Source organism: Filimonas zeae, assembly GCF_014641615.1.
Classification (GTDB): domain Bacteria; phylum Bacteroidota; class Bacteroidia; order Chitinophagales; family Chitinophagaceae; genus Filimonas; species Filimonas zeae.
Window position 1 is genome coordinate 957,052 of sequence record NZ_BMIB01000003.1, and the last position, 22,039, is coordinate 979,090.

Sequence of the window (22,039 nt, forward strand, 5' to 3'; positions counted from 1 at the left end):
GTTTGCATGAAAAAATTGAATCGATTGATAGCGTTGCTGCCAGCCATTTGTTTACTCAACACGGGCTGCGATAAAGACTTTGGTAAAATAAACACCAACCCCTACGGGTTAACCAGCACCAACCCGGCATTGCTTTTTACCAATGCACAGCGGCTTACCAGCCCCGGCTCGTGGGAGGGCGACCAGACCATTGTGCAGCAGTTTGTAAATGCGTACAACACCGGCGCTACCTCAGGCTTTAACCTGAACGATGATAACAACACGTTCAACATTACCCGCTGGAACGACAACTACCCCGGCCCCATTAAAATGCTGGAGCAGGTAACGGCACTTACCAAAGGCGATGCTGCCCGCACCAACCTGGCAAACATGACCATTATATGGAAGAACTATATTTATATGACGCTGGTAGATACCTACGGCGATGTGCCTTACACCAAGGCAGGCCGGGCTTACCTGGAAGCCAACTTTTACCCGGAATACGATAAGGATGAAGTGATATATGAGGGCCTGTATACCAACATAAAAGCAGCCATTGCAGCACTGAACCCCGCAGGTGAACTGGTGGGGGAAGATTTGCTGTATGGCAAAGCCGGCAGCACCGCCGCACAGGTAGATAAATGGAAAAGACTGGGTAACAGCTTGCTGCTGCGTATAGGTATGCGCTATTCTAAAATAGATCAGAACAAAGCCAAAAGCATTGTACAGGAAGCCTTTAACGCCGGGGTAATGCAAAGCAACAGCGATAATGCACTGGTAACCTACACATCGGTGTATGTAAACGGCATTAACACCAACCCGCGTACGCTTAACCCCTATTTCTATTACATGGCCGAGCCGTTTATTAACCGGCTGAAAGCCACGCACGATCCGCGGTTGAAATACATATCCGGTAAATATTCCGATCCCAACCAGGTACTCACCTTAACGCCCGACACCACTACCGCCAATCAGTTTGGTTTTCCGGTGGGGTACGATCACTTAACCGTACCCAACTACCCCGGTTACCGCGGTACGCTGGGTACAGGGCAAAACTATTCCCAGCTTAACTTCTCGGTACTGGGCAGTGCCACTGCGCCTAACTTTTTTGTAAGCTATGCACAAACCCAGCTGCTGCTGGCAGAGGCAGCATTCCGCGGCTGGCTAACCGGGTTGAACGGCGCATTAACGGCACGCCAGTATTACGAAGCAGGTGTTAAAGCCAATATGAACGATTATGAGCGCTACCCCAATACACCGGTACCGGCCGTACCCGCCACTATGCAGGATAACTACCTGGCGCAAACAGGCGTGGCGTATACCGATGCCAATGCACTGGAGCTGATTAACACGCAGTACTGGATAGCTTCTATCAGCAACGGTGCAGAAGGGTTTGCCAACTTCAGAAGAAGCGGTTACCCCACACTCAGCCCCAACCGGTACAATAACAACCTGCAGGGCGGCTTTGTAAGGCGTTACCCTTACCCCAACGATGAATCAGCTAAAAACCCCACCAACTACCTGAATGCAGTAACAAGCATGGGTGGAAAGGATGATTTGCTTACCCGTATATTCTGGGATCAGAACCCATAAATTGTTGTGAAAGAACCCTGCCAGAGGTGACAGGGTGGATTGTAGATAAGGCCGTATCTTTTGATGCGGCCTTTTTTAATGATCTTATTCAAAAAACGGCACACCCGGCACGGCGTACTTCTTCATCGCAGCTTCGTTAATATCCACCCCTATGCCCGGCTTTTCGCTCAGGGTAATAAAGCTGTCCTTCACCCATTCGCCATCATAATGCACAATCTCTTTAAACATGGGGTCAGTATGAAAATAACTCTGCCATTCCAGTATCAGAAAATTAGGCACCGAAGCACATACGTGGCAGGAAGCCATACAGCCCAGGAAAGATGCTACCATGTGCGGCGCAAACGGCGTATAATACAGGTTAGCCAGGTTGGCAATACGCTGCCCCTCTCCAAGTCCCCCGCATTTCTGCAGGTCGGGCATTACAATATCTACCCCGCCTATTTCCAGCAGGCGGCGAAAGCCGTGGGCCAGGTACAGGTTTTCTCCGGCGGCAATGGGGGTGCTGGTAGCTTCGGTTATCAGTTTATAGGCTTCTATGTTTTCCGCAGGTATGGGCTCTTCCAGCCATAACAGGTTTAGCGGTTCCAGCCGTTTGCTTATGGCCTGCCCGGTTACGGCATCGTAGCGGCCGTGCATATCTACCAGTATATCTGTTTTGGGGCCTACGGCTTCGCGTACGGCGGCTATCTGCTCATACATGCGCTGCAGTTCGCCGGGGCTGGCCGTCCAGTTATACATATCGTATTTGTTGGGGTCGTTAAACTGATCCAGATCAAACTTAATGGCGTTAAAGCCCATGCCCTTGGCTTTCATAGCTGCCTCTGCAAAATCTTTGGGCTGCGGCAGGTTGCGCTGGTACAGGGCCGTATCGCAGTACACCCGTATTTTATCACGAAACTTACCGCCCAGCAGCTGGTACACGGGTACGTTCAGGGCCTTGCCTGCCAAATCCCACAGCGCTGTTTCTATGGCACTGAGTACGGCCACATACATGCCCGCCTGTGCGCCCTGGAAAAAGCCCTGGCGGCGTATGTTCTCAAACAGGCGGTATACATTCAGGGGGTTCTGGTTCTTTAACCGCAGGCCAAAGTTCTTTACCAGGTGGTAGGTGCCGGGCACCGCATCCACCCCTTCGCCGCAACCCCATATATCCTGGTTGGTGTAAATTTTTACAAACAGGCTGCCTTTAATATAACCGCATTTTACCTCGGTAATTTTTAAATCGGAGGGCGATGAGTTTTTAGGTGCTTCACCAATGGCTTTTTCATAGCTGGCGCCAAAGCCCGCGAGAGATGCCAGCGGCGCCATAGCTGTGGCCAGTGCGGCTTTGGAAAGAAAGGATCTTCTTGAGTGATGATTGTTCATATATGCAAGTTTTTAAGTGTAGAATGGTGTTACCAGGTACGGTCTTTCAGAAACTGCTGTATGGTGGCTTTGGGCACGGGCAGCTCGCTGATGTGGTCGTTTATCCAGCGGCTGAAATCCTTTTCAATCTCATCTGTCCACCGCGTATCAATCTGCCCTGCCGTGTACTTCCCTTCCCGCAGGCGCTCGTGGCCAAACATGTCGCGCAGGCGTACTATCTCACTGGTGGTGCATACTTTCTCCGCCAGGTGCGGCGGCACAAACACCACCACGCCCAGCTTGCCCAGCACCACATCACCCGGCATTACGGTTACGGTGCGAATACGCGTGGGGCGGTTAATGGCGGTAATCATGGTGTTCAGATCGCCCGGCGGGTTGTGGTACGATGGGTCGTAACTGGTGTAAAAAGCCGTAAAGCCGGGTATCTCCTTCAGCCCTTCTATATCCCGCAGGGCACCATCGTATACAATACCATTACCGCTGCGGGCAAAAATGGCGTTGCCTACATTATCGCCAATGGTAGGCCCGTTGCGGTGTGCGCCAAACTGATCGGCCACGTATACATCGCCCTTCACCAGCAGGTCTACCGGCCAGGTGTTCTGCCCGCGTTTGCCCTGCTGTTTGCCTAGGCTGTCAATGGCCTTCCATACATCCGGCCGTGCAGGCATAAACGTGGCGGTAACGGCGCGGCCTACCAGCACACTATCCGGCTGCAGCACCTGCCAAGTTTCCGCTACCTGGTAGCCGTAACCGGCATTCTTCATTACGGCCCAGGCTTCTTCCACACTTACCTGCTTCATCCGTTGCAGCAGCGTGTCTGATACGCGGGGGCGGCCATCTGCAAAGCGCGCGCCCTTCCATTCCGGTGTTAAGGCTATTAATTCATTACGGCTTATCTGCACCTCCTGTGCAGCAGCGCGGTAGCTGCTAACCGTTATAGCCAGCACGGTTATCCGCAGTAGCAATTGGTTCATAGTGGGTATTGTTATCTGGTGAATGATCGGTATGTGCTTCTTCGGGCAGGCGGTAATGCCACCAGCTGGCCAGTGCCGAGCCGGTAACATTCATCATAGAGCTGAATATGGCAGGCGCCAGCCCCACGGTAGCCATCTTGCCCATGCTCAAAGCCAGGCCGCTGGCCAGTCCCCCGTTCTGCATGCCTACTTCAATGGAAATGGTGCGGCAATCCCGTTCCGGAAAGCCCAGCAGGCGCGATAGCCAGTAGCCTATAAAAAAGCCGCCCGCGTTGTGCATAAACACCGCCAGCAACAGCAGCGCGCCTACCTGCAACAGGTGATCGCGCCCCGCGGCAATGAATATGATAATGATAAACATGATGCCCGCCATAGATACAAAAGGCATGGCTTTATCCAGCCACGGAAAGCGGCCATAGAGAAAGTAGTTAAACAGCAAACCCGCTGCAATGGGCAGCAGTACAATCTTCGCAATATCCCACAGCATGGCCCAGAAATGCACTTCAATATAAGTGCCGCCCAGCAGCTTCATCAGCAGCGGCGTTAACACCGGCGCCAGCAGGGTTGATAACGCGGTAACGCATACACTCAGCGCCAGGTTGGCTTTGGCCAGGTAAGCCATTACATTGGAGGCCAGTCCGCTGGGCGAGCAGCCAATGAGTATAATACCTGCTGCCACCTCGCCGGGAAAGTTAAAGAGATGCGCAATACCAAAGCCCAGAAAGGGCATAATGGTAAAATGCCCCACCATGCCCACCATTACTTTTTTAGGGCTTTTCATTACCTCCGAAAAATCGTTCATACTTAACTCCGTACCCATGCCAAACATAATCAGTTGCAACAGCGGTATGGTAAGGCCCGATAAGCGAAAGCTACCCACGTACACAAAATACTGCGGGTAATACAGCGCCATGCACACGGCGGCCAGTATGGTAATGGTGTACGAGAACCCCCGCAGCAACCGGTGGCCCCTTACGGCTACAGCGGTACTTAATAAACACAGCACCAGGCACCAGCCTGCTGTTGAATGTAAGCCACGAAGGGTAAGGAACAGGTACAGGCAGGCACAGGCGATAGCCATCACCAACCCGCCCTTGTAAAGCGGTTTGTTGTTCAATAACATAACAATGGTTTTATAACAGGAAGCGAAAGGTGGCTTTCAGCGGTTATGGCGTTCGGTTAGCCTGCAGTTCTGCAATGCGCGCAAACTCATCGCTTAGTTTATAGCTCAGCCTTTCAAAAATATCATAATACTTCATATAGGTTTGGTGGTGCTGTTCCTGCGGCAGGTAGGTTTTATCTGGCTCTACCTGCGCCGCTGCTTCATCCAGCGTTCGGAAGATGCCCATTTCTGTAGCCGCCAGCAAAAAAGCACCCACGCTAACACTGTTGCTGTGCTTGGTTACATATACCGGCACATTGTACATATCTGCAATCATCTGCGAGCAAAACGGTATAGTGGCAAAGCTGCCGTTTACGCTCAGCCCTTTAATATCCCGGTGTTCCATCAGCAGACGGCCAATGCTGTATATCTCATACAAAATACCTTCAATAGTAGCCCGTATAAAATGTTGTTTTTCGTGTTTAATGTGTATGCCAAAAAAGCTGCCCCGTGCATCGGGGTTCCATATAGGCGCACGCTCCCCCAGCAGGTAAGGCAAAAACAACAGTCCCTCCGAGCCCGGTGGTACTTTGGTGGCTTCTTCCAGCAGGGTGTTCAGGCAGGTATCCATATCATACGCCCCGGTGCTGTCGCCAAACTGTTTTACAAACCATTCAAATATGCCGCTGCCGCTGTTGCTGGGGCCACCGCTGATAAAACAGTTATCGGTAAGCAGGTAGTTAAACACCCGCTTCTTTTCATCCTGCAATATGTGGTTGCCCGCTATGCGTACGGCACTGCTGTCTTCAATGGTAATGGTAGCCTTATCACTGTTCCAGATGCCTGCCCCCAGCGTGGCCATACAGCCATCGCTGCTGCCTACCAGTATGCGTGTATCATCCGTAAGGCCCAGTGAATTCTGATAGGCTTTTTTCAGGTTACCCGCACCCGCAAACACACTCACCAGCTGCGGCAGCTGCTCCCGGCTAATGCCTGCGTATTGCAGCGCATCGGCCGCCCAGTCTGCCGTATGTATATCCATCATACCCGTGGCGCAGGCCAGGCTGTAATCAATCAGGTAGGCACCGGTAAGCTGGTATATCACGTACGACTTTACCGATAAAAACTTACCCGCCTGCTGAAACTTCTGCGGATCGTTATGGCGCAGCCAGGCAATTTTTAACAGCGGGCTCATCGGGTGCAAAGGCGTACCCGTGCTGGCATACATAGTATCGGCCAGTGGCGAGGCGTTAATTTCCCGCGCCTCCTTTTTAGCGCGGTTATCGGCCCAGGTAAAGGCGTTGCCCAGCGGCACCCCGTTTTTATCTACCACCAGCAGGCTGTGCATGCTGGAACTGAAACAGATAGAAGCCACAGTATATTTACGCGCATGTATAATTTCATTCATCAGGTTCTTCAGCACATACAGCATGGTAATAAATATCTGCTCCGGATCCTGCTCGCTGTAATCGGTTTGCGAATAGAACGTGGGGTAAAATCCTTTCATACTGCCTATTACTGCACCGTTCAGGTCAAACGCAAAAATGCGTACCGCATTTGTGCCCAGCTCTATGGTAATAATGCACTTCATATCTGTTATTTACTCGGTATAGGTATTGTTTTTTCTAAACTCGCCCGGTGTGTAACCGGTTAGTTTTTTAAAAGTGGTACTGAAATGCTGGCTGGAGTAAAAACCCGTGTCCAGCGCAATATCCGTAATGCTTACCTCCCTGCGTTTCAGCAGTCGCGTAGCTTCCGAAATGCGGATATTAATGAGGTAGTTAATGGGTGTAAAACCCGTAAAGCCTTTTACCTTTTCGGTAAATAAGGTGGTGCCCATGCCGGCAATGGCCGCCATTTCTTCCACCGTCCACTGGTGCGATAAATCTTTCCGCAGCGCATCTTCCAGTTTCATAAATATGCTGCTGAAATCGCGCGCAGGCAGGCATTGCCGCGTCAGCTGCCGGGTAACGGCCACAATCAGTTCATCTATCAGCTGGTTTACGCGGGTAACATAAGCCAGCTCCAGGTGGTGTATTTCGTAAAACAGGCAGCTGAGTATACGCCCCGCCTCGCTCATACGGCTTAGCACGGCTGTACTTTTCAGGTGCAGCAGCTTGCCAACGGCAGCACACTCTGTAGCACTAAGTCCGCTCCAGGCACCGGGCTGCAGCTCACCCTGTTTCAGCTGGGGTATATTCAGCTGCAGGCACCAGATACAACCCAACTCCAGTATACCCTTATCGTTGCCAATAGTATCACCGGGCAGTACCAGTACGGTATCGCCGGGAAACAGGAAATAATGCTTACCATTTACAAACCATTCAAACTTTCCCTCCTGTATATAATAAATGCACAGGCCACTGGCTACCTGTTGCGGAAAAGACTGCAGTTGTATGGCGGTGTTCTTTTTGGCATATATCTCCAGAATGTGCGGAAAAGCATCTAACCTGCCGGCAGCGCCCTGCTGGTAGTGAAACTGATACATCTGGCAGCAATTTTATTACCACCTAAAGAAAGTCAAAAATTATTAACTCACTGTATAAAATGCTACACCGGTTTTTTTTGGTAGTTTCAGGCAAGGGATGTTAATACCTTGCTCCGGGTAACAGTTAAACTACCTTACAAGATGCGGTTAGAAAAACACATAATCGGCTACGAAGAATCAGGAGACAGTAAAGATGTATTTTATTCTATTAACCCTTCGGGAAAAGAAAGCAATGCCGTAAGCTTTGCCAAAGCCACGGCAGAAGAAGTAAACCATGCCGCGGTAAAAGCCACCGCCGCCTTTGCCGTGTACCGCAAACTACCGCCCGCCCGCAAAGCCGCTTTTCTGGAAGCCATAGCCACCGAGCTGGAAAACTGCGGCGATGAACTCATCACTACCTGCATGCAGGAAACCGCTTTACCCCGCGCCCGCCTGGAAGGCGAACGGGCCCGTACCACCGGCCAGCTGCGTATGTTTGCTGCACTGGTGGCAGAAGGCTCGTGGGTAGATGCGCGTATTGAAACCGCCCTGCCGGATAGAAAGCCCCTGCCCAAACCAGACCTCCGTTACATCAACATACCGCTGGGCCCTGTAGCCGTATTCGGCGCAGGCAATTTTCCCCTTGCGTTTTCAGTAGCCGGTGGCGATACCGCTTCGGCACTCGCTGCCGGTTGTACCGTTATTGTAAAAGCACATCCCGCCCACCCCGCCACTTCTGCCCTGGCAGGCAAAGCCCTGCAACGCGCGGCGCAAAGCACGGGCATGCCCGATGGGGTGTTCTCCCTGTTGTACGATAGTGGTATTACCACCGGTGAGCAGCTGGTAACGCACCCGCTGGTAAAAGCCGTAGCCTTTACCGGATCGTTCAAAGGCGGCAAAGCCATTTACGATAAAGCCGTTCAGCGGCCGGAGCCGATACCCGTATTTGCGGAAATGGGCAGCACCAACCCCGTGTTTGTATTGCCCGCCGCCGCACAGCAAAAAGGCGCTGCTATTGCAGAGGCCTACAGCGCTTCGGTAGCCATGGGTGTAGGGCAGTTTTGTACCAGCCCCGGTATGCTGCTGTATCCGCAGCAGGCGGCAGATTTTAACGGGCAGCTCAGTAATGCCTTCTCCAATATCACCGGCGGCGTTATGCTGGCCGCATATATGTATAACGCTTACCAGGCAGGTGTGCAGGAACGGCTGGCGCTGGAGGCCGTAAGCACCCTGGCCAATGGCAAACTGCCACAGGGTACAGATAGTAATGTAGCCACGCCGGTACTGCTTACCACTACCAGCCACCAATTCACCACCCAGCCCCTGCTGCGGGAGGAAGTTTTTGGCCCCGCCTCTATAGCAGTACCCGTAACCACGCGGGAGGAAATGCTGGCCCTGGCCGCCTCCCTGCCCGGCCAGTTAACCGTAACCGTACACGGCACGGCAGAAGAACTGCCGGAATGGGCAGCACTGATAGATATACTGGAACAGAAAGCAGGCCGGGTGGTGATCAACGGTTTCCCCACCGGTGTGGAAGTAAACAGCGCCATGGTGCATGGCGGCCCCTTCCCTGCCACAACCAACAGCAGCAGCACCTCCGTAGGTACCGCCGCTATATACCGCTTTGTGCGGCCCGTATGTTACCAGAACATGCCCGATGCCCTGTTGCCTGCAGCACTACAGGAAGGCAACCCCCTGAATATTACCCGCATGGTCAACGGCCGCAGGGCCTTTACCCAACAATAATTTGTAAACAAGATGAGCAGCAGATTTAGAAGCCAGGACTGGTTTGGACGCAAAGACAAAGACGGTATCATTTACCGCAGCTGGATGAAGAACCAGGGCATGCCTACCGATATGTTTGATGGCAGGCCCGTAATAGGTATATGCAACACGTTCAGTGAGCTTACCCCGTGTAATGCCCACTTCCGCGACCATGCCGAAGCCGTGAAGAAAGGCGTGCTGGAAGCAGGCGGCTTTCCCGTAGAGTTTCCTATCATGAGCCTGGGCGAAACCCTCCTGAAACCCACGGCCATGCTGTTCCGCAACCTGGCCAGTATGGATGCGGAGGAAAGCATACGCGGCAACCCCATAGATGGTGTGGTACTGCTGACCGGCTGCGATAAAACCACACCTTCTACCGTAATGGGCGCTGCCAGCGTGGGCCTGCCTACCATAGTAGTACCCGGCGGCCCCATGTTAAACGGCCGTTACAAAGGCCAGCTGATAGGCAGCGGTACGCATGTATGGAAGTTTGATGAGGACATGAAAACCGGCGCCATGACGCAGGAGGACTGTGAATATGCCGAAAGTTGTATGAGCCGCAGTATAGGGCATTGTATGACGATGGGCACCGCCAGCACCATGGCCTGTATGGTAGAAGCACTGGGCTTAACACTCAGTGGCGCTGCCGCCATACCCGCAGCCGACAGCCGCAAAAAAGTAATGGCGCAGCTGAGCGGCAGGCGCATTGTGCAAATGGTGAAGGATAACCTTACCATTGACAAAATACTCACCCGCGAGGCGTTTGAAAATGCTATTATGGTCAACTCCGCCGTAGGCGGCTCTTCCAACTTTGTAATACACCTGATGGCTATTGCCGGACGTATAGGGGTTGATCTGCATCTGGACGACTTTGATACCCTGGGCAGCAAAATACCCCTGCTGCTGAACCTGATGCCTTCCGGTCAGTTTTTAATGGAAGACTTCTTTTACGCAGGCGGCCTGCCCGTAATACTCAACGAACTGAAGGATCTGCTGCACAAAAACGTCATCACCGTAACCGGTAAAAATCACCACGATAATGTCAAAGGCTCCTGCGAGTGTCACGATGCAGGTGTTATCTCCTCCATAAAGGAGCCCCTGAAGCCAGAAGCCGGCATTGTAGTGGTAAAAGGCAACCTGGCGCAGAACGGCGCCGTTATCAAACCCAGCGCCGCCACCCCTGCCCTTATGCAACATACCGGCCGCGCCGTAGTATTTGAAAGCATTGAAGATTATCACGCCCGCATTGACGATCCTAACCTGGATATAGATGAAACCTGCGTGATGGTATTAAAATACGTAGGCCCCGTAGGCTACCCCGGCATGCCCGAAGTAGGCAATATGGCCCTGCCCAAAAAGATACTGGAAAAAGGCATCCGCGATATGGTACGTATATCCGATGGCAGAATGAGCGGCACCGCCTATGGCACCGCTGTACTGCATGTATCGCCCGAAAGTGCCATTGGCGGCAACCTGGCGCTGGTACAAAACGGCGATATGATAGAGCTGAACGTAGCCAAAAGATTACTGCACCTGCATGTGAGCGAGGAAGAGCTGGAACAGCGAAGGCAGGCATGGGCAGCGCCCCCACCGGCCGCCAGCAGAGGTTACGTAAGCCTGTACATACAGCACGTAATGGGCGCCGATAAAGGGGCCGATCTCGATTTTCTGCAGGGCAGCTCCGGATCGGAAGTCACCCGCGATTCACATTAACAATAACTGCTCACACCAAACACACGATTGCAATATGAAGGTTTACAAAACACAATCCGGCGCACTGCTGGAAGCCGAAGGAAAAACATATACCCTGCCCGTTACCGATTGGGAAGCTTTTATTAACAACGATCAATTATACCACACCCTTACCCAGCTCATCACCAGCGGCCAGGCCACTGCAGCACCCGCCATACCCGCTAACGAACTGCTGCCCCCCATAGGCCCCCGGCAGGAACTATGGGCCTGCGGCGTTACCTACTGGCGCAGCAAAGTAGGCCGCCAGGAAGAAAGCAAGGCCAGCGGTGGCGGCGACTTTTACGAAAAGGTGTACCATGCCGAACGACCCGAAGTGTTTTTTAAAAGCACTCCCGCCCGTGTAAGCGGCCCCGGCCAGCCCGTACGCATACGTAAGGATAGTACCTGGGATGTACCCGAACCGGAGCTTACGCTGGTAGTAACCAGCAACGGCAAAATCATCGGCTACACCATTGGCAACGATATGAGCAGCCGCAGCATAGAAGGCGAAAACCCGCTGTACCTGCCCCAGGCCAAAACCTACGATGGTTGTGCCGCCCTGGGCCCCTGTATATACGTTACCAACCAGCCCCTGCCTGCGCAGGCACTCATACGCCTTACCATAGCCCGCAACGGCCAACCCGCTTTTACCGGCGATGTGGAACTGGCGCAGATGAAACGCACCCCCGAAGAACTGGTAAGCTTTGTATACCGGGAAAGCAGCTTCCCCCACGGATGTCTTATTATGACCGGCACCGGCATTGTACCCGGCAACGATTTTACGCTGCAAAGCGGCGATGAAATAAGCATTGCCATAGATGGCATAGGAACGCTTACCAACACTGTAGCATAACCCAAACACCGCAATATGGAATGGCTTGTTATACTGGGTGCAGTAGCCCTGCAGGTATACCTTACCTGGAAAAAGCTCGGCCCCTTTTTATCATTGCTCATAGTGGCCCTGCTTTCCGGCCTGTGCCTGGGCATGCACCCGGAGCAACTGATCCGCTCCGTAGAACGCGGCGTAGGCAACACCCTCAGCGGCCTGGCCCTGGTTATTTGCCTGGGCGCCGCCCTGGGTAAAATACTGGAAGCAGGCGGCGCCGTAACCCGCATTACCACCACCCTTATCGGTGCTTTTGGCAAGCGTAATATACAGTGGGTGCTGTTGCTCACCGGCTTTCTCATTGGCATACCCTTGTATTACAACGCCGGGTTTATGATACTGGTACCCCTGGTGTTTTCCGTAGCCTACCGCGCCAGGTTGCCGCTGCTGTATGTGGCTATGCCTATGGCCGCCGCCCTCTCCACCACGCATTGCTTTTTACCGCCCCACCCCAGCCCGGTGTTTCTGGTAAACGCCTTTCATGCAAACATGGGTAAAACGCTGGTGTATGGGTTAGTTATTACGCTGCCGGTGGTGGTAGTTGCAGGGCCATTACTCGGCCGTTTACTGAAGAACATACCCGTAAAAACAGAGTCTGTTTTTTTAACGAAGGATGACCCGCAACAGCCACTGCCGGGTGTTCTACCCAGCTTTTTGATTGGGTTATTGCCTGTAGGGTTGATTACCGCCAAATTACTGGCAGATCACCTGCTGGATGATCATCTTTTAAGGCGGGTATTAGACTTTACCGGTGATGCTACCATTGCCTTACTGATATCTGTGCTGCTGGCTATTGCCTACTTTGGCAATGCCGCTAAACAGCCTTTGGCTGCTACTGTTAAATGGGTGAATGAGGCTATTGGGGGAATTGCTGTAATACTGTTTATTATCTGCGCGGGTGGCGTGTTTAAGCAGGTATTACAGGATAGTGGTACGGATAAGCATATCGCGGCGCTGTGTGCCAGATGGGAAATGCCGCCGCTGTTGTTTGGATGGTTAATTACCGCGATACTGCGGGTGGCTATTGGTTCTGCTACCGTGGCAGGGATTACTGCGGCGGGTGTGGTGGCTCCGTTGGTATTTTCCGGGGTGGCTTCCCCGGAGCTGATGGTGCTGGCCGTGGGTACGGGTAGCGTGTTTGGCTCGCATGTGAATGATTCGGGGTTTTGGATGTTCAAGGAGTTTTTTAATTTGACTTTGAAGCAGACTTTTTTGTCGTGGACGGTGATGGAAACGATGATTTCGGTGTTGGGGTTGGTTGGGGTGTTGGTGTTGGAGTTGGTGGTGGGGTAAGTGGAACCAAGCTCAAATTTGTAAAGCACTTATTCATCTAAGCTATAACAATACCTCTATTAGATTACAAAACACTATGTGTAAATACCAGCTCGCGACACTGAATCAATATGTTATTATTAAGTTTCATATAGCATATTTACTGTCATTTAAATATTTTTTGTTCGATCCATTTTTTTGGGTATTTTAATTTTTAAACATCTTGATCGCGGAATAATTGCTCAAAAAATTCAAGGTATTTAAAAAGAAAATCCTGCCCTAAATATGAACCCGAAAAGTGATATAACACTTGTTGAACTTGCCGATAAGGAAAAGATGACTGTTCGTGCTGTAAACATCTGTTTAGATTTAGGCTTGGATAGTCTTCATAAAATTTTAAAATTTTATCAAGAAGGTGGTGAATTCACCAAGACGCGTAAATGCGGGATACGAACAGAGAATGAATTAATTAACATCTGTCACAAGCATCTCAATTATTCAACTAATGAAAATATCTCAGCCGAATTAGTAACAAAAGATTCAAGAATTGAAATTATTGCAGGATTTAATCCTTTCAAAAAGGCCTCATTAAATAGGCACGTTGGATATCTTTTCTCTAAGCTTTCTGTTAGGGCTAGAAACGGGATAATTAATTTTTTTGATGGAAATCTAATAATAAGTGATCTGATTCAGTCAATATTTTCACCAGTATTTAATTTTAATCACATAAGAAACATAGGCGAGAAATCAACTGGGGAGTTAATCCGTTTTAGGGATCATGTTTCCGATTTCATAACTACTTTACAAACTCTAGACAATAGTCAATTAAGCAAAGAGTATACAAAACTTGTGGTTAAAACAAGTTTTGAAAATATTCCTAGCGAAATCGACACCGCGATCGAGTCCGTCTTTGATTCTGATAACAAGATTCTTTTATTTAAGCTAATAGATTTGCTTATAAAGTTGGGACTGCTGTTGAAAAATAACGAAAAAGAAATCTTTTATCATCTATATACAAATAGAAAACAAAGAAGCCTTGAAGATGTGGCGAAAGAATTAAATATAACAAAAGAAAGGGCAAGACAAATTAAAGTCTCATTTGAAGAATTGATGACATCTTATTTCGATTTTATACTGAATATAAGAGTCGAAGATTTATTTAGCTATAAGATCGACTCTGAACTGAAATTTATATTGCTGAATAAAGAAGACTTTGATCGTGTTAATGAAACTGAACAGGTAGATTTTACAATATATTTTTACTCCTTCATATTTTCACTTCTTTTTGAGCGTACACATATATTATTCGGAGATAAAGATGTTCTTTCCACAAAAAACAAGTTGTCAAATGAAAAAAGACTGCAATGTCCGCTATTAATTTCAAAAGAGACTTTTGAATCTTTTGATTTTCTAAATTTCGTAAACTCAGTAAATGAACTTAAAAATGGACGGCTAACAGAGGATTGTTGTCTTTATTTCTTAGGTTATATATCCCAGTTTGTAAAGGGAATAGCTGAAGTAAATTTGCAAGATCTATCAGTAATTTGTGAATCCATTCTATTTAACGAATTTAACCTAGCTGTCGACACAGACGGGTATTTGATCTTAGAATCAAATAGAAAAAAGACGCCCTCTCACTACATTGTGGAGATACTGGAAGATCTCAATCAAATGACCAAGGTCGAGGTTATCACCAACGAAATCAATGCAAAATATCCTTATTTGCAATTTAGCGAGCAGAGTATTAGAAGCTCACTTCAAAAAGAAAAATCTCTATTCATTTATATCGGCAGAAGCAGCACTTATGGACTGAAAAAATGGGAAAATGAACGCGAAGATTTGAGAGGCGGTACAATACGCGATTTAGTTGAGAACTATTTGCAAGGGGAAGATGAACCGAAGCATATTTCTGAGATAGCAGAGTTTGTTTGCAAATACAGAGACACGAGCGAATATAACGTAAAGTCTAATCTTGATCTAGAAGGAAACATTCGATTTAAGTTCTTTCCTGGTGAGTTTGTAGGATTAAAGAATAAGGAATATCAAGACGTAGAAAAATACAAAAGAGTGGCGGGTTCACATTTCAGAAACTCGGTACTAAAAAACATGGACGGATTAGATATTGAAAGAGTAGTAGATTTTTTTGTTCAGAAGTTTAATTATCATCCTAAATCCGTAAAAGCCTTGTTTGAAAAAAAAGTCACCCAAGGAGATATTGTTATTACTTCTGACAATAAATTAAAAATATGAGCCACATTAAGACCATTCGGAAACAATATGCAGATGAGTTGGAAAAACATTGTATTGAGAATAAAGTAAGTTTTATGTCAATACAGAAGCTGCTTGAAGCAGAAAAAACAAAAAAGCTATTAAAAAGAAACGCCTTGGTTCAACACAATATTGATAAAGAGATAGACAATGCTATAGAGAATGAAAATAAATAAAATTATATTAACTAATTTTCGCCAATATTACGGTGAGAATTGTATTGATGTTTGCCCTGAAAATGAGAGGAATATCGTGTTAATAGGCGGAAAAAATGGTTACGGAAAAACCAATTTTCTTCTTTCGCTAGTTTGGTGTTTGTTTGGAGAAGACATTGCCAAAATTGATGAAAATTTTAAACATGAAATTCAAAAAGAAGGTAATTATGCTAAATTCTTAAAAAATTCATTGAACTGGGATGCAAATAAAGAACGAATTAATAAGTTCTCAGTTCAAATTCATATGAGTGATATAGAGCTTCCAGAAATCGAATCTACTCAATCAAATTCTAATTACAAACTTATTGTAAAAAGGGAGTTTGATATAAATACAACTGCAGACGATTTTCATATTGAAATTGAAAACTTTGACAAGCAGTTATTTCACACCGCAGAGGATAAGATTCATTTTATTAACGACTACGTAATCCCACTTGAGGCAGCAAAGTTCGTTTTTTTTGATGCAGAGAAAATTGCTAGCTGGGCAGAATTGTCAACTCGCGAAGAAGGAAATGTATTAAATGATGCTCTCGGAAAAATATTAGGACTTGACATATATGAGAGCCTAATTAGCGACCTAAATACATATACTGATACTTTGAGAAAGGATAGTGCAAATTCACAAGTAAGGCAACAAATTATTACAACTGAAAAAGGTGTTGATTTAAATACTGAAAAGATTGACCAACTGGAAACAGATATTGTTTTTAAAGAAAATGAGATCTCAAAATTTAAAAGTGAAATTTCAAGCTACGAGAGTTTTTTAATTAAGAACATTAGTAAAAATACAAGCACATCAAGCTTGGATGAGCTTTATAAAAAAAAGGATGAGCTTTATAGAAAGCAGAAAGATTTGGAAGAGAAATTTAATGAACTGAGTGAGATTATTCCTTTTACTATTGCTGCTGGTAAACTTGAAGAAGTTATTGAACATTTGAATAAACAGGATGAAGATTCAATTATCAAGGATAAAAACAGGGAGCTTATTGAGAAAAATAATGAATTAATCGAAAGGCTTTTCAATAATGCTCCCTTTCCTTACGATGGAGATATTTCATTTTCTAAGAAAATGTTTTATGCAGAAAAGGCCAAGAATATTGTAGAAGATATCTTTGGAGAATCTGACAAAACAGAGGAGGTGGAATTCGAACACGACTTTAGTAAATCAGAGAAAGATTTATTGTTTCACACCTATCATTATATAAGAAAACAATCAAAGGATGTAATTGCTCAGACGATAGATAGTTTTAATAGTATAAAAGAAGACATATATTCTACAGAAAAAACAATCAGAAACACAGAATCCAATCTTGAAGACGAGGAAGTAGTCGAATATTCAACAAAAAAATCTGATGCAGAGCGAAAGCTCGAAAAGCTAGTAGAAGAAAAAGGTGCACTACAAAATCAAAGGGATAGTTTAAAAAGAGACAACGAAAAGCTTAATCAATCATTACAAGTTCTTTTAAAAAGAATAAGTGTATCCGAACAAAAAAAGAAAAAATTAGATAAAGCAAACTATTATATCAGAGCAATTGAAAATTTTGTATCTGAACAAAAAAAGAAAAAATGTTCGTTGCTAGAGCAGTTAATTTTTGATGAAATGAAAAAGCTCATGCATAAACTTAATACGGGAAGTTATGGCAACTTTATAGCTGCTGTAAAAGCGGAGCCACTTCCCGGAAACGACGGCTTAAGAATAGTACTGTTCAATAAGGAAGGCGAAATCAGAACTAAGGAGTCCTTATCTCAAGGGGAGAAACAAATATACATATCAAGTCTTATCAAGGCGATTTTATCTCTTTCCATACAAGAATATCCTATATTCATTGACACTCCCCTAGGAAGATTAGATGATGAGCATATCAAGCATACGTTGTTACATTACTATCCTCACTTAGCGAGTCAAGTGATCCTAATGGCGACAAATAACGAAATTCCACCATCTCGCTATAAGCTAGTAAAGGAGAATGTCGCAAGGGCTTTTCTTCTTGAAAACATTAACAATAAAACTAGATTTAAACAAGGTTATTTTCAAAGCTATGAGAATTAAAATAAGTAAGCGAAATTCCGACATTATTGATAGCTTGACATCACTATACAGCTTTAAGTCAGATGGAATTATTGCTAGGATTGCATTTAATTATAGTTTACAACTAAATAAACGATTTTTAATTGACGAAGAAACTGTTTTCTCATCAGATGGAAAAGAATGGAGAGACGACCGGGCTTTATTCGGGACTTCTTCAGATGAAAAGTCATATTCCCCTATTTATAAAGCTCTTTTAGATCAACATTACAATATGAATCTTTCCGAGGATGAGTTTGTTAAAATGTTTAAAAAACACTTGGATTTCGGCCTTGAAAAGATAAATCAAGATTTGGAAAGAAAAAATATGGCCAGCGGCTTTCATGTTATTTATCTTATGCTGATGGTGAAAAATGGACTAGAATTAGTTTCTGAAAATAGTCCATTTGTGATGTCTAGCAAGAATAAAAGGGAAATACCTTCTTACAATAGTGTTATTGAGCTTACTCTTGGACAAAGTGATGACAATACAGATGTCAAAGTTCGTATAAATGACTTGAAGGAATTCGACAGTTGTAACATTGCTATAGCTGGCATGGTTGGATCGGGAAAAACAGAGCTAGTAAAGGATATATTGTATCAAATTTCTTTAAAAACTAAACATGAATTAAAATTCATCTTTTTTGATTACAAGGGCGAGGGGGATCCAACAAGATTGAAGTCTTTTTTCGAATCAACACATTGCAAAATGATAGATTTAACCAAAGCTCCGTTTGAGTTAAACCCTTTGAGCTTTGTTAATTTGAAAGATGAAAGAGCAAGAGCTTTCAACATTAAATCTTTCGTGGATTTTATTTGTACTATTGCTACCCAGCTTGGAGCAAGTCAGAAACATATTCTCCAAACTATAATAACAAATTGCTTTGATAGACTACAAAATAAAAATTTAATTGACTCTAATCAGAATGAACTACATCCTACTTTAGCCGATGTCTTCAATGCTCTTCAAGATTATAATGAGGAAAACGAACGATCACCTGATAGCCTCGATGCAATAATCTCCGATCTTGCTACAAACATATTTCAGTCTTCTGGATTGTCTTATGAGAAAATATATGAGCAAAGCCTCTATATCAATCTTCCACTTGAGCTTTCCGACACGTTAAGACAATTATGTGTATTTCTAACTCTAAAATATCTACTTGCAGAATTCAGTTCGACCAACGACACTGAGCCTTCTGAAGACAGAATAAAACCTTTAAGATTTGTCATAGTTATAGACGAAGCTCATGTTTACCTTAAAAATAAGAATGCTAGCAAAGCTTTAGAAGATATACTTAGAATCTTAAGATCTAAGGGAGTAGTGGTAATCATGCTTACTCAAGGAGTGGAAGATTACAAAACAAAAAACTTTGATTTCGCATCTCAAATTAAAATACCAGTTTGTCTGAATATCAACAATAAGGATTACAAATTGATAGAGGCATTTATCGGAACACCTAGAAGTAAGCAAAAGTTGCGGGAAGTTATTAGCAATCTGGAGTCGCAAAAAGCAGTAATTAACATTGCAGAGCCTCAAGTAATAAAGATCAATCAGTTCTGGCAGACTTTACAAAACTTAAAATGAGCAAGATTGGTGAAATTTTATTTTAGATTCGAGAAAACTTCTCAAATGCTAATTTTCTTTAAAAAAGCATAAAAATACATCCGGTCATCGTGTATATTTTTTGTGCGTAGCAAACTGATTAATAGCGGTTCTATTACTTTAAAGAATACTTTAATCGTATATGACGGATAGAGAAGTTATAATTAGTTGGTTGCGGGATTATTCGATTGAAACTTGGCGACGCATTGCCTTTACAAGAAGCAATAGCCGTGGTAAAATATTTGAGGTAACGCTGACCCAAAATCTTGTCTTCCAACTATATTACCAATTCCGGTCTCGCAGACTTCCTTTTGAATTATGGGAGGCTCGTGATGAAAAATCCAACGGCAACGATTTGGAATTTGCTATAGAAACTCCAAGAGGATATATTCTTGCTCCCTGTCAAGCGAAGATTGTAAAAGAAAATCTCCGATATGAACTTAATCATACATCTGCCGGCAATATGCAAATCGAATCGCTAATTGCATATGCAAAAATGCATAAAGCATTCCCCATTTATCTCCTTTACAATTATTCTGATGATTGGAAGTATAATAATAATAAATGGCCTAATAATTACGATGAGCTTACTTCTAATGGATGTTCAATTTGCAGTGCACAATATCTTTATGAAAAGTATTATCATTTTGACACGAAGACCGGCACACATAGATGGAAGACTCCTACGTTTCAGGATCTACACCCCGAAAATGCCTTACCACTCTATCTATTTGTAGCTATTCTTTTGCAGGAAACTATCTTACCTTTCGAACAATGGCGCTATTATCAACTGGAAAATGACCCACATTTTTATTCATATGAAGAGTTGAATATTCTTGAACGATGGGATAATTTAACTCCACTTCCACGCATCTCAGGCATAGAGATTAAACCAGAAATAGACTATGTAGAAGTAGCATTTGACGACCCAGTTAGACCATTTAATCCAAGGTATCGTATCATCATCCCACAAAAAAGACGCAAGACACGGATTTTATTAGTGCGATGAACATAGACTCCAGCAACTCATCATTTAACACCTTTTTTTATGAGACTATAAGATTTCAAAGACCGGCAGCCCCTGCCCACCTGTACAAGACTAATATTTGCTTCATTTTATATAATATCGCAAGGGGTACCCCCTGTTTCCGGCATTCGCATAATATGCATTTATGCTTGCATTTACATGTTGGCTGCGCCAGATATTTTGGAAGTACACTCAGCCACCTTTAAAACAAATATTTCCATTTCCTCCTCATTCATAGCAGCAAAACCCAACCGCACACCATTCACTGCCGCATTCCCCTGGTTATACAAACTGCCATCATTCAGATATATGCCTTGGCTGGCAAGGGCTTTTGAAATAACCGGTAGCGAAAATTCCGGGTTAAACAATGCCCATACCGCCATACCTCCGGGTGGATTGGTAAACCGGAGTATGTGAGATAATCTGCTCTCCAACATATTACAAAAAGTATCTCTCCGTGCCTTGTACAGCTTTACAGATCGGGCAATGTGCCTTTGCATCTCCCCTGTTTTAAAAAGGTAACCTATGGCATCTTCCATCAAAAGGTCGCTACGTAGCTCCATCAGTTCTTTTAGTTTACCGGCCTGCCATATCAGGTCTGTACCAGCCACCAGAAAACCGCACCTTATGGTAAGCGACAGCATTTTTGTAATGGAGCCAATGTATAGTACCAATCCGTCATGGTCTGCGCTTGCCAACGGCAAAATGGGGCTATTCTCGTAATGAAAGTCATAGTCATAATCATCCTCAATAACCGGCAGTCGATAAGTGCGGATGATGTTGAGCAGTTTAATTCTTCGCTCCGGGCTTAAAGTAACGGTGGTGGGGTGATGGTGGTGTGGAATAATGTAAAGCAGGTTTGGCGGGTCTGTTTTGCAAATTTCTTCAATCCTGTCTACATCTATTCCGTTTTCATCCATGTTTACCTTCACCAGTGTGGCGCCCAGTTGCTCAAATACTTTATTCGCTTTAGAGTAGTTAAGCACTCCAACAATAACCCTGCTACCGGGCTTCACTATCATCTGCGCCGCCAGGTAAATAGCAGCCTGTGCCCCTCTGCTTAGCAGAATATTGTCGGCAGCTATATTTAGCCCGCGTGTTTGCGATAAAAAGGTGGCAAGTTCGCTTCTAAGCAAAGCCGACCCGGCAGGCAGTTCGTTAATAACGGCCATATGTTTATAATGCCTGTTCTGCAAAGCCCTGTACTTGTTAATCAGTAACTGTAGCGGGGCAATACGCGCATCCGGGTATCCATCTCCTACTACCAGATCGTATACCTTACGCTGCATTTGCACAGGTGCTTCATGAGATATTATTTTATAAAAGCCGGGGGTATCAGCAGCCTTTACTGGTGAGTGCTGGTGTGCGTGAAATGATTGGGGATGTAACACCGGCAATTTGCCCGATATAGCAAAACCTTTACGCGCGATGGCTTCAATCCACCCCTGTATTCTCAGCTCATCATAAGCGGCTACTACCGTAGTCCGGTTCAGCTTCATCAGGGTTGCCATATCCCTGCTGGAGGGTAAGGGTACACCAGGTTGTAAGGTGCCTGCTTTTATCAGCTGCATTAACCCGTTGGTTAATTGCTGAAAAATGGGGGTGGCAGCTTTCCGGTCTATAGGTATTAGTGAGTGAAAAGGTAAAGTCTGGACTGGCATAAATGTAATTACTGGATGGCCATGGCCGTCTGGAATGCTTCTAATTTTACAAAACAAAGCGGGC

The 22,039-nt window shown here is 45.7% G+C and carries 16 protein-coding genes; 10 read left to right on the top strand and 6 right to left on the bottom strand.

Annotation, left to right across the window (positions count from 1 at the left end):
• The first annotated feature begins 6 nt into the window (after positions 1-6).
• On the top strand, positions 7-1,572 hold the full coding sequence (locus tag IEY13_RS17005) for a SusD/RagB family nutrient-binding outer membrane lipoprotein (protein ID WP_188954272.1): 1,566 nt from the start codon (positions 7-9) through the stop codon (positions 1,570-1,572).
• An 84-nt stretch (positions 1,573-1,656) separates the two neighbouring features.
• Here IEY13_RS17005 and IEY13_RS17010 read toward each other — a convergent pair whose 3' ends face one another.
• From IEY13_RS17010 to IEY13_RS17030, 5 genes are read right to left on the bottom strand one after another with little or no spacing between them, the layout of a single operon-like run.
• Entirely contained in the window at positions 1,657-2,937 is a 1,281-nt protein-coding gene (locus IEY13_RS17010; RefSeq protein WP_188954274.1) for a mandelate racemase/muconate lactonizing enzyme family protein, read from the bottom strand.
• Between the two features lie 29 nt (positions 2,938-2,966).
• Positions 2,967-3,911, bottom strand: a complete 945-nt coding sequence (locus IEY13_RS17015) for an RraA family protein (protein ID WP_188954276.1) — start codon at positions 3,909-3,911, stop codon at positions 2,967-2,969.
• Positions 3,865-5,034, bottom strand: coding sequence for a bile acid:sodium symporter family protein (locus tag IEY13_RS17020; protein ID WP_229687898.1), 1,170 nt, complete (start codon positions 5,032-5,034; stop codon positions 3,865-3,867). Before IEY13_RS17020 ends, IEY13_RS17015 begins: the two co-directional genes overlap by 47 nt.
• Positions 5,035-5,077: 43 nt before the next feature.
• Positions 5,078-6,604: a gluconokinase gene (locus IEY13_RS17025; RefSeq protein ID WP_188954278.1), complete on the bottom strand. Its 1,527-nt coding sequence runs from the start codon at positions 6,602-6,604 to the stop codon at positions 5,078-5,080.
• A 9-nt stretch (positions 6,605-6,613) separates the two neighbouring features.
• Positions 6,614-7,501: an AraC family transcriptional regulator gene (locus IEY13_RS17030; RefSeq protein WP_188954280.1), complete on the bottom strand. Its 888-nt coding sequence runs from the start codon at positions 7,499-7,501 to the stop codon at positions 6,614-6,616.
• Positions 7,502-7,642: 141 nt separating this feature from the next.
• Between IEY13_RS17030 and IEY13_RS17035 the strand changes: the two genes are divergently transcribed.
• From IEY13_RS17035 to IEY13_RS17075, 9 genes are all read left to right on the top strand, one after another.
• Positions 7,643-9,226 (top strand): aldehyde dehydrogenase (NADP(+)), encoded by a 1,584-nt coding sequence (locus tag IEY13_RS17035; RefSeq protein WP_188954281.1) that lies wholly within the window; start codon positions 7,643-7,645, stop codon positions 9,224-9,226.
• Positions 9,227-9,238: 12 nt separating this feature from the next.
• Positions 9,239-10,957 carry an IlvD/Edd family dehydratase gene (locus IEY13_RS17040; RefSeq protein ID WP_188954283.1) on the top strand — a complete coding sequence of 573 codons (1,719 nt, stop codon included), beginning with the start codon at positions 9,239-9,241 and terminating at the stop codon, positions 10,955-10,957.
• A gap of 34 nt (positions 10,958-10,991) precedes the next feature.
• The gene (locus tag IEY13_RS17045; RefSeq protein ID WP_188954285.1) at positions 10,992-11,828 is read left to right on the top strand and encodes a fumarylacetoacetate hydrolase family protein; all 837 of its coding nucleotides are present in this window, start codon (positions 10,992-10,994) and stop codon (positions 11,826-11,828) included.
• A gap of 15 nt (positions 11,829-11,843) precedes the next feature.
• Positions 11,844-13,154 (top strand): GntP family permease, encoded by a 1,311-nt coding sequence (locus IEY13_RS17050; protein ID WP_188954287.1) that lies wholly within the window; start codon positions 11,844-11,846, stop codon positions 13,152-13,154.
• Between the two features lie 264 nt (positions 13,155-13,418).
• Positions 13,419-15,383: a hypothetical protein gene (locus IEY13_RS17055; RefSeq protein WP_188954289.1), complete on the top strand. Its 1,965-nt coding sequence runs from the start codon at positions 13,419-13,421 to the stop codon at positions 15,381-15,383.
• On the top strand, positions 15,380-15,577 hold the full coding sequence (locus tag IEY13_RS17060) for a hypothetical protein (RefSeq protein WP_188954291.1): 198 nt from the start codon (positions 15,380-15,382) through the stop codon (positions 15,575-15,577). The genes IEY13_RS17055 and IEY13_RS17060 overlap by 4 nt, the downstream gene beginning before the upstream one ends.
• A complete protein-coding gene (locus IEY13_RS17065; RefSeq protein WP_188954293.1) occupies positions 15,564-17,666 on the top strand; it encodes a DNA sulfur modification protein DndD in 2,103 nt (700 codons plus the stop codon). The genes IEY13_RS17060 and IEY13_RS17065 overlap by 14 nt, the downstream gene beginning before the upstream one ends.
• Positions 17,656-19,269 (top strand): DndE family protein, encoded by a 1,614-nt coding sequence (locus tag IEY13_RS17070; RefSeq protein ID WP_188954295.1) that lies wholly within the window; start codon positions 17,656-17,658, stop codon positions 19,267-19,269. Before IEY13_RS17065 ends, IEY13_RS17070 begins: the two co-directional genes overlap by 11 nt.
• 160 nt (positions 19,270-19,429) lie before the next feature.
• Positions 19,430-20,296 (top strand): DUF6615 family protein, encoded by an 867-nt coding sequence (locus tag IEY13_RS17075; RefSeq protein WP_188954297.1) that lies wholly within the window; start codon positions 19,430-19,432, stop codon positions 20,294-20,296.
• Between the two features lie 173 nt (positions 20,297-20,469).
• On the opposite strand, the gene IEY13_RS17080 is transcribed toward IEY13_RS17075, so the two are convergent.
• Complete coding sequence (locus IEY13_RS17080; RefSeq protein ID WP_188954299.1) at positions 20,470-21,975, bottom strand: aminotransferase-like domain-containing protein; 1,506 nt, start codon at positions 21,973-21,975, stop codon at positions 20,470-20,472.
• Positions 21,976-22,039 lie beyond the last annotated feature (64 nt).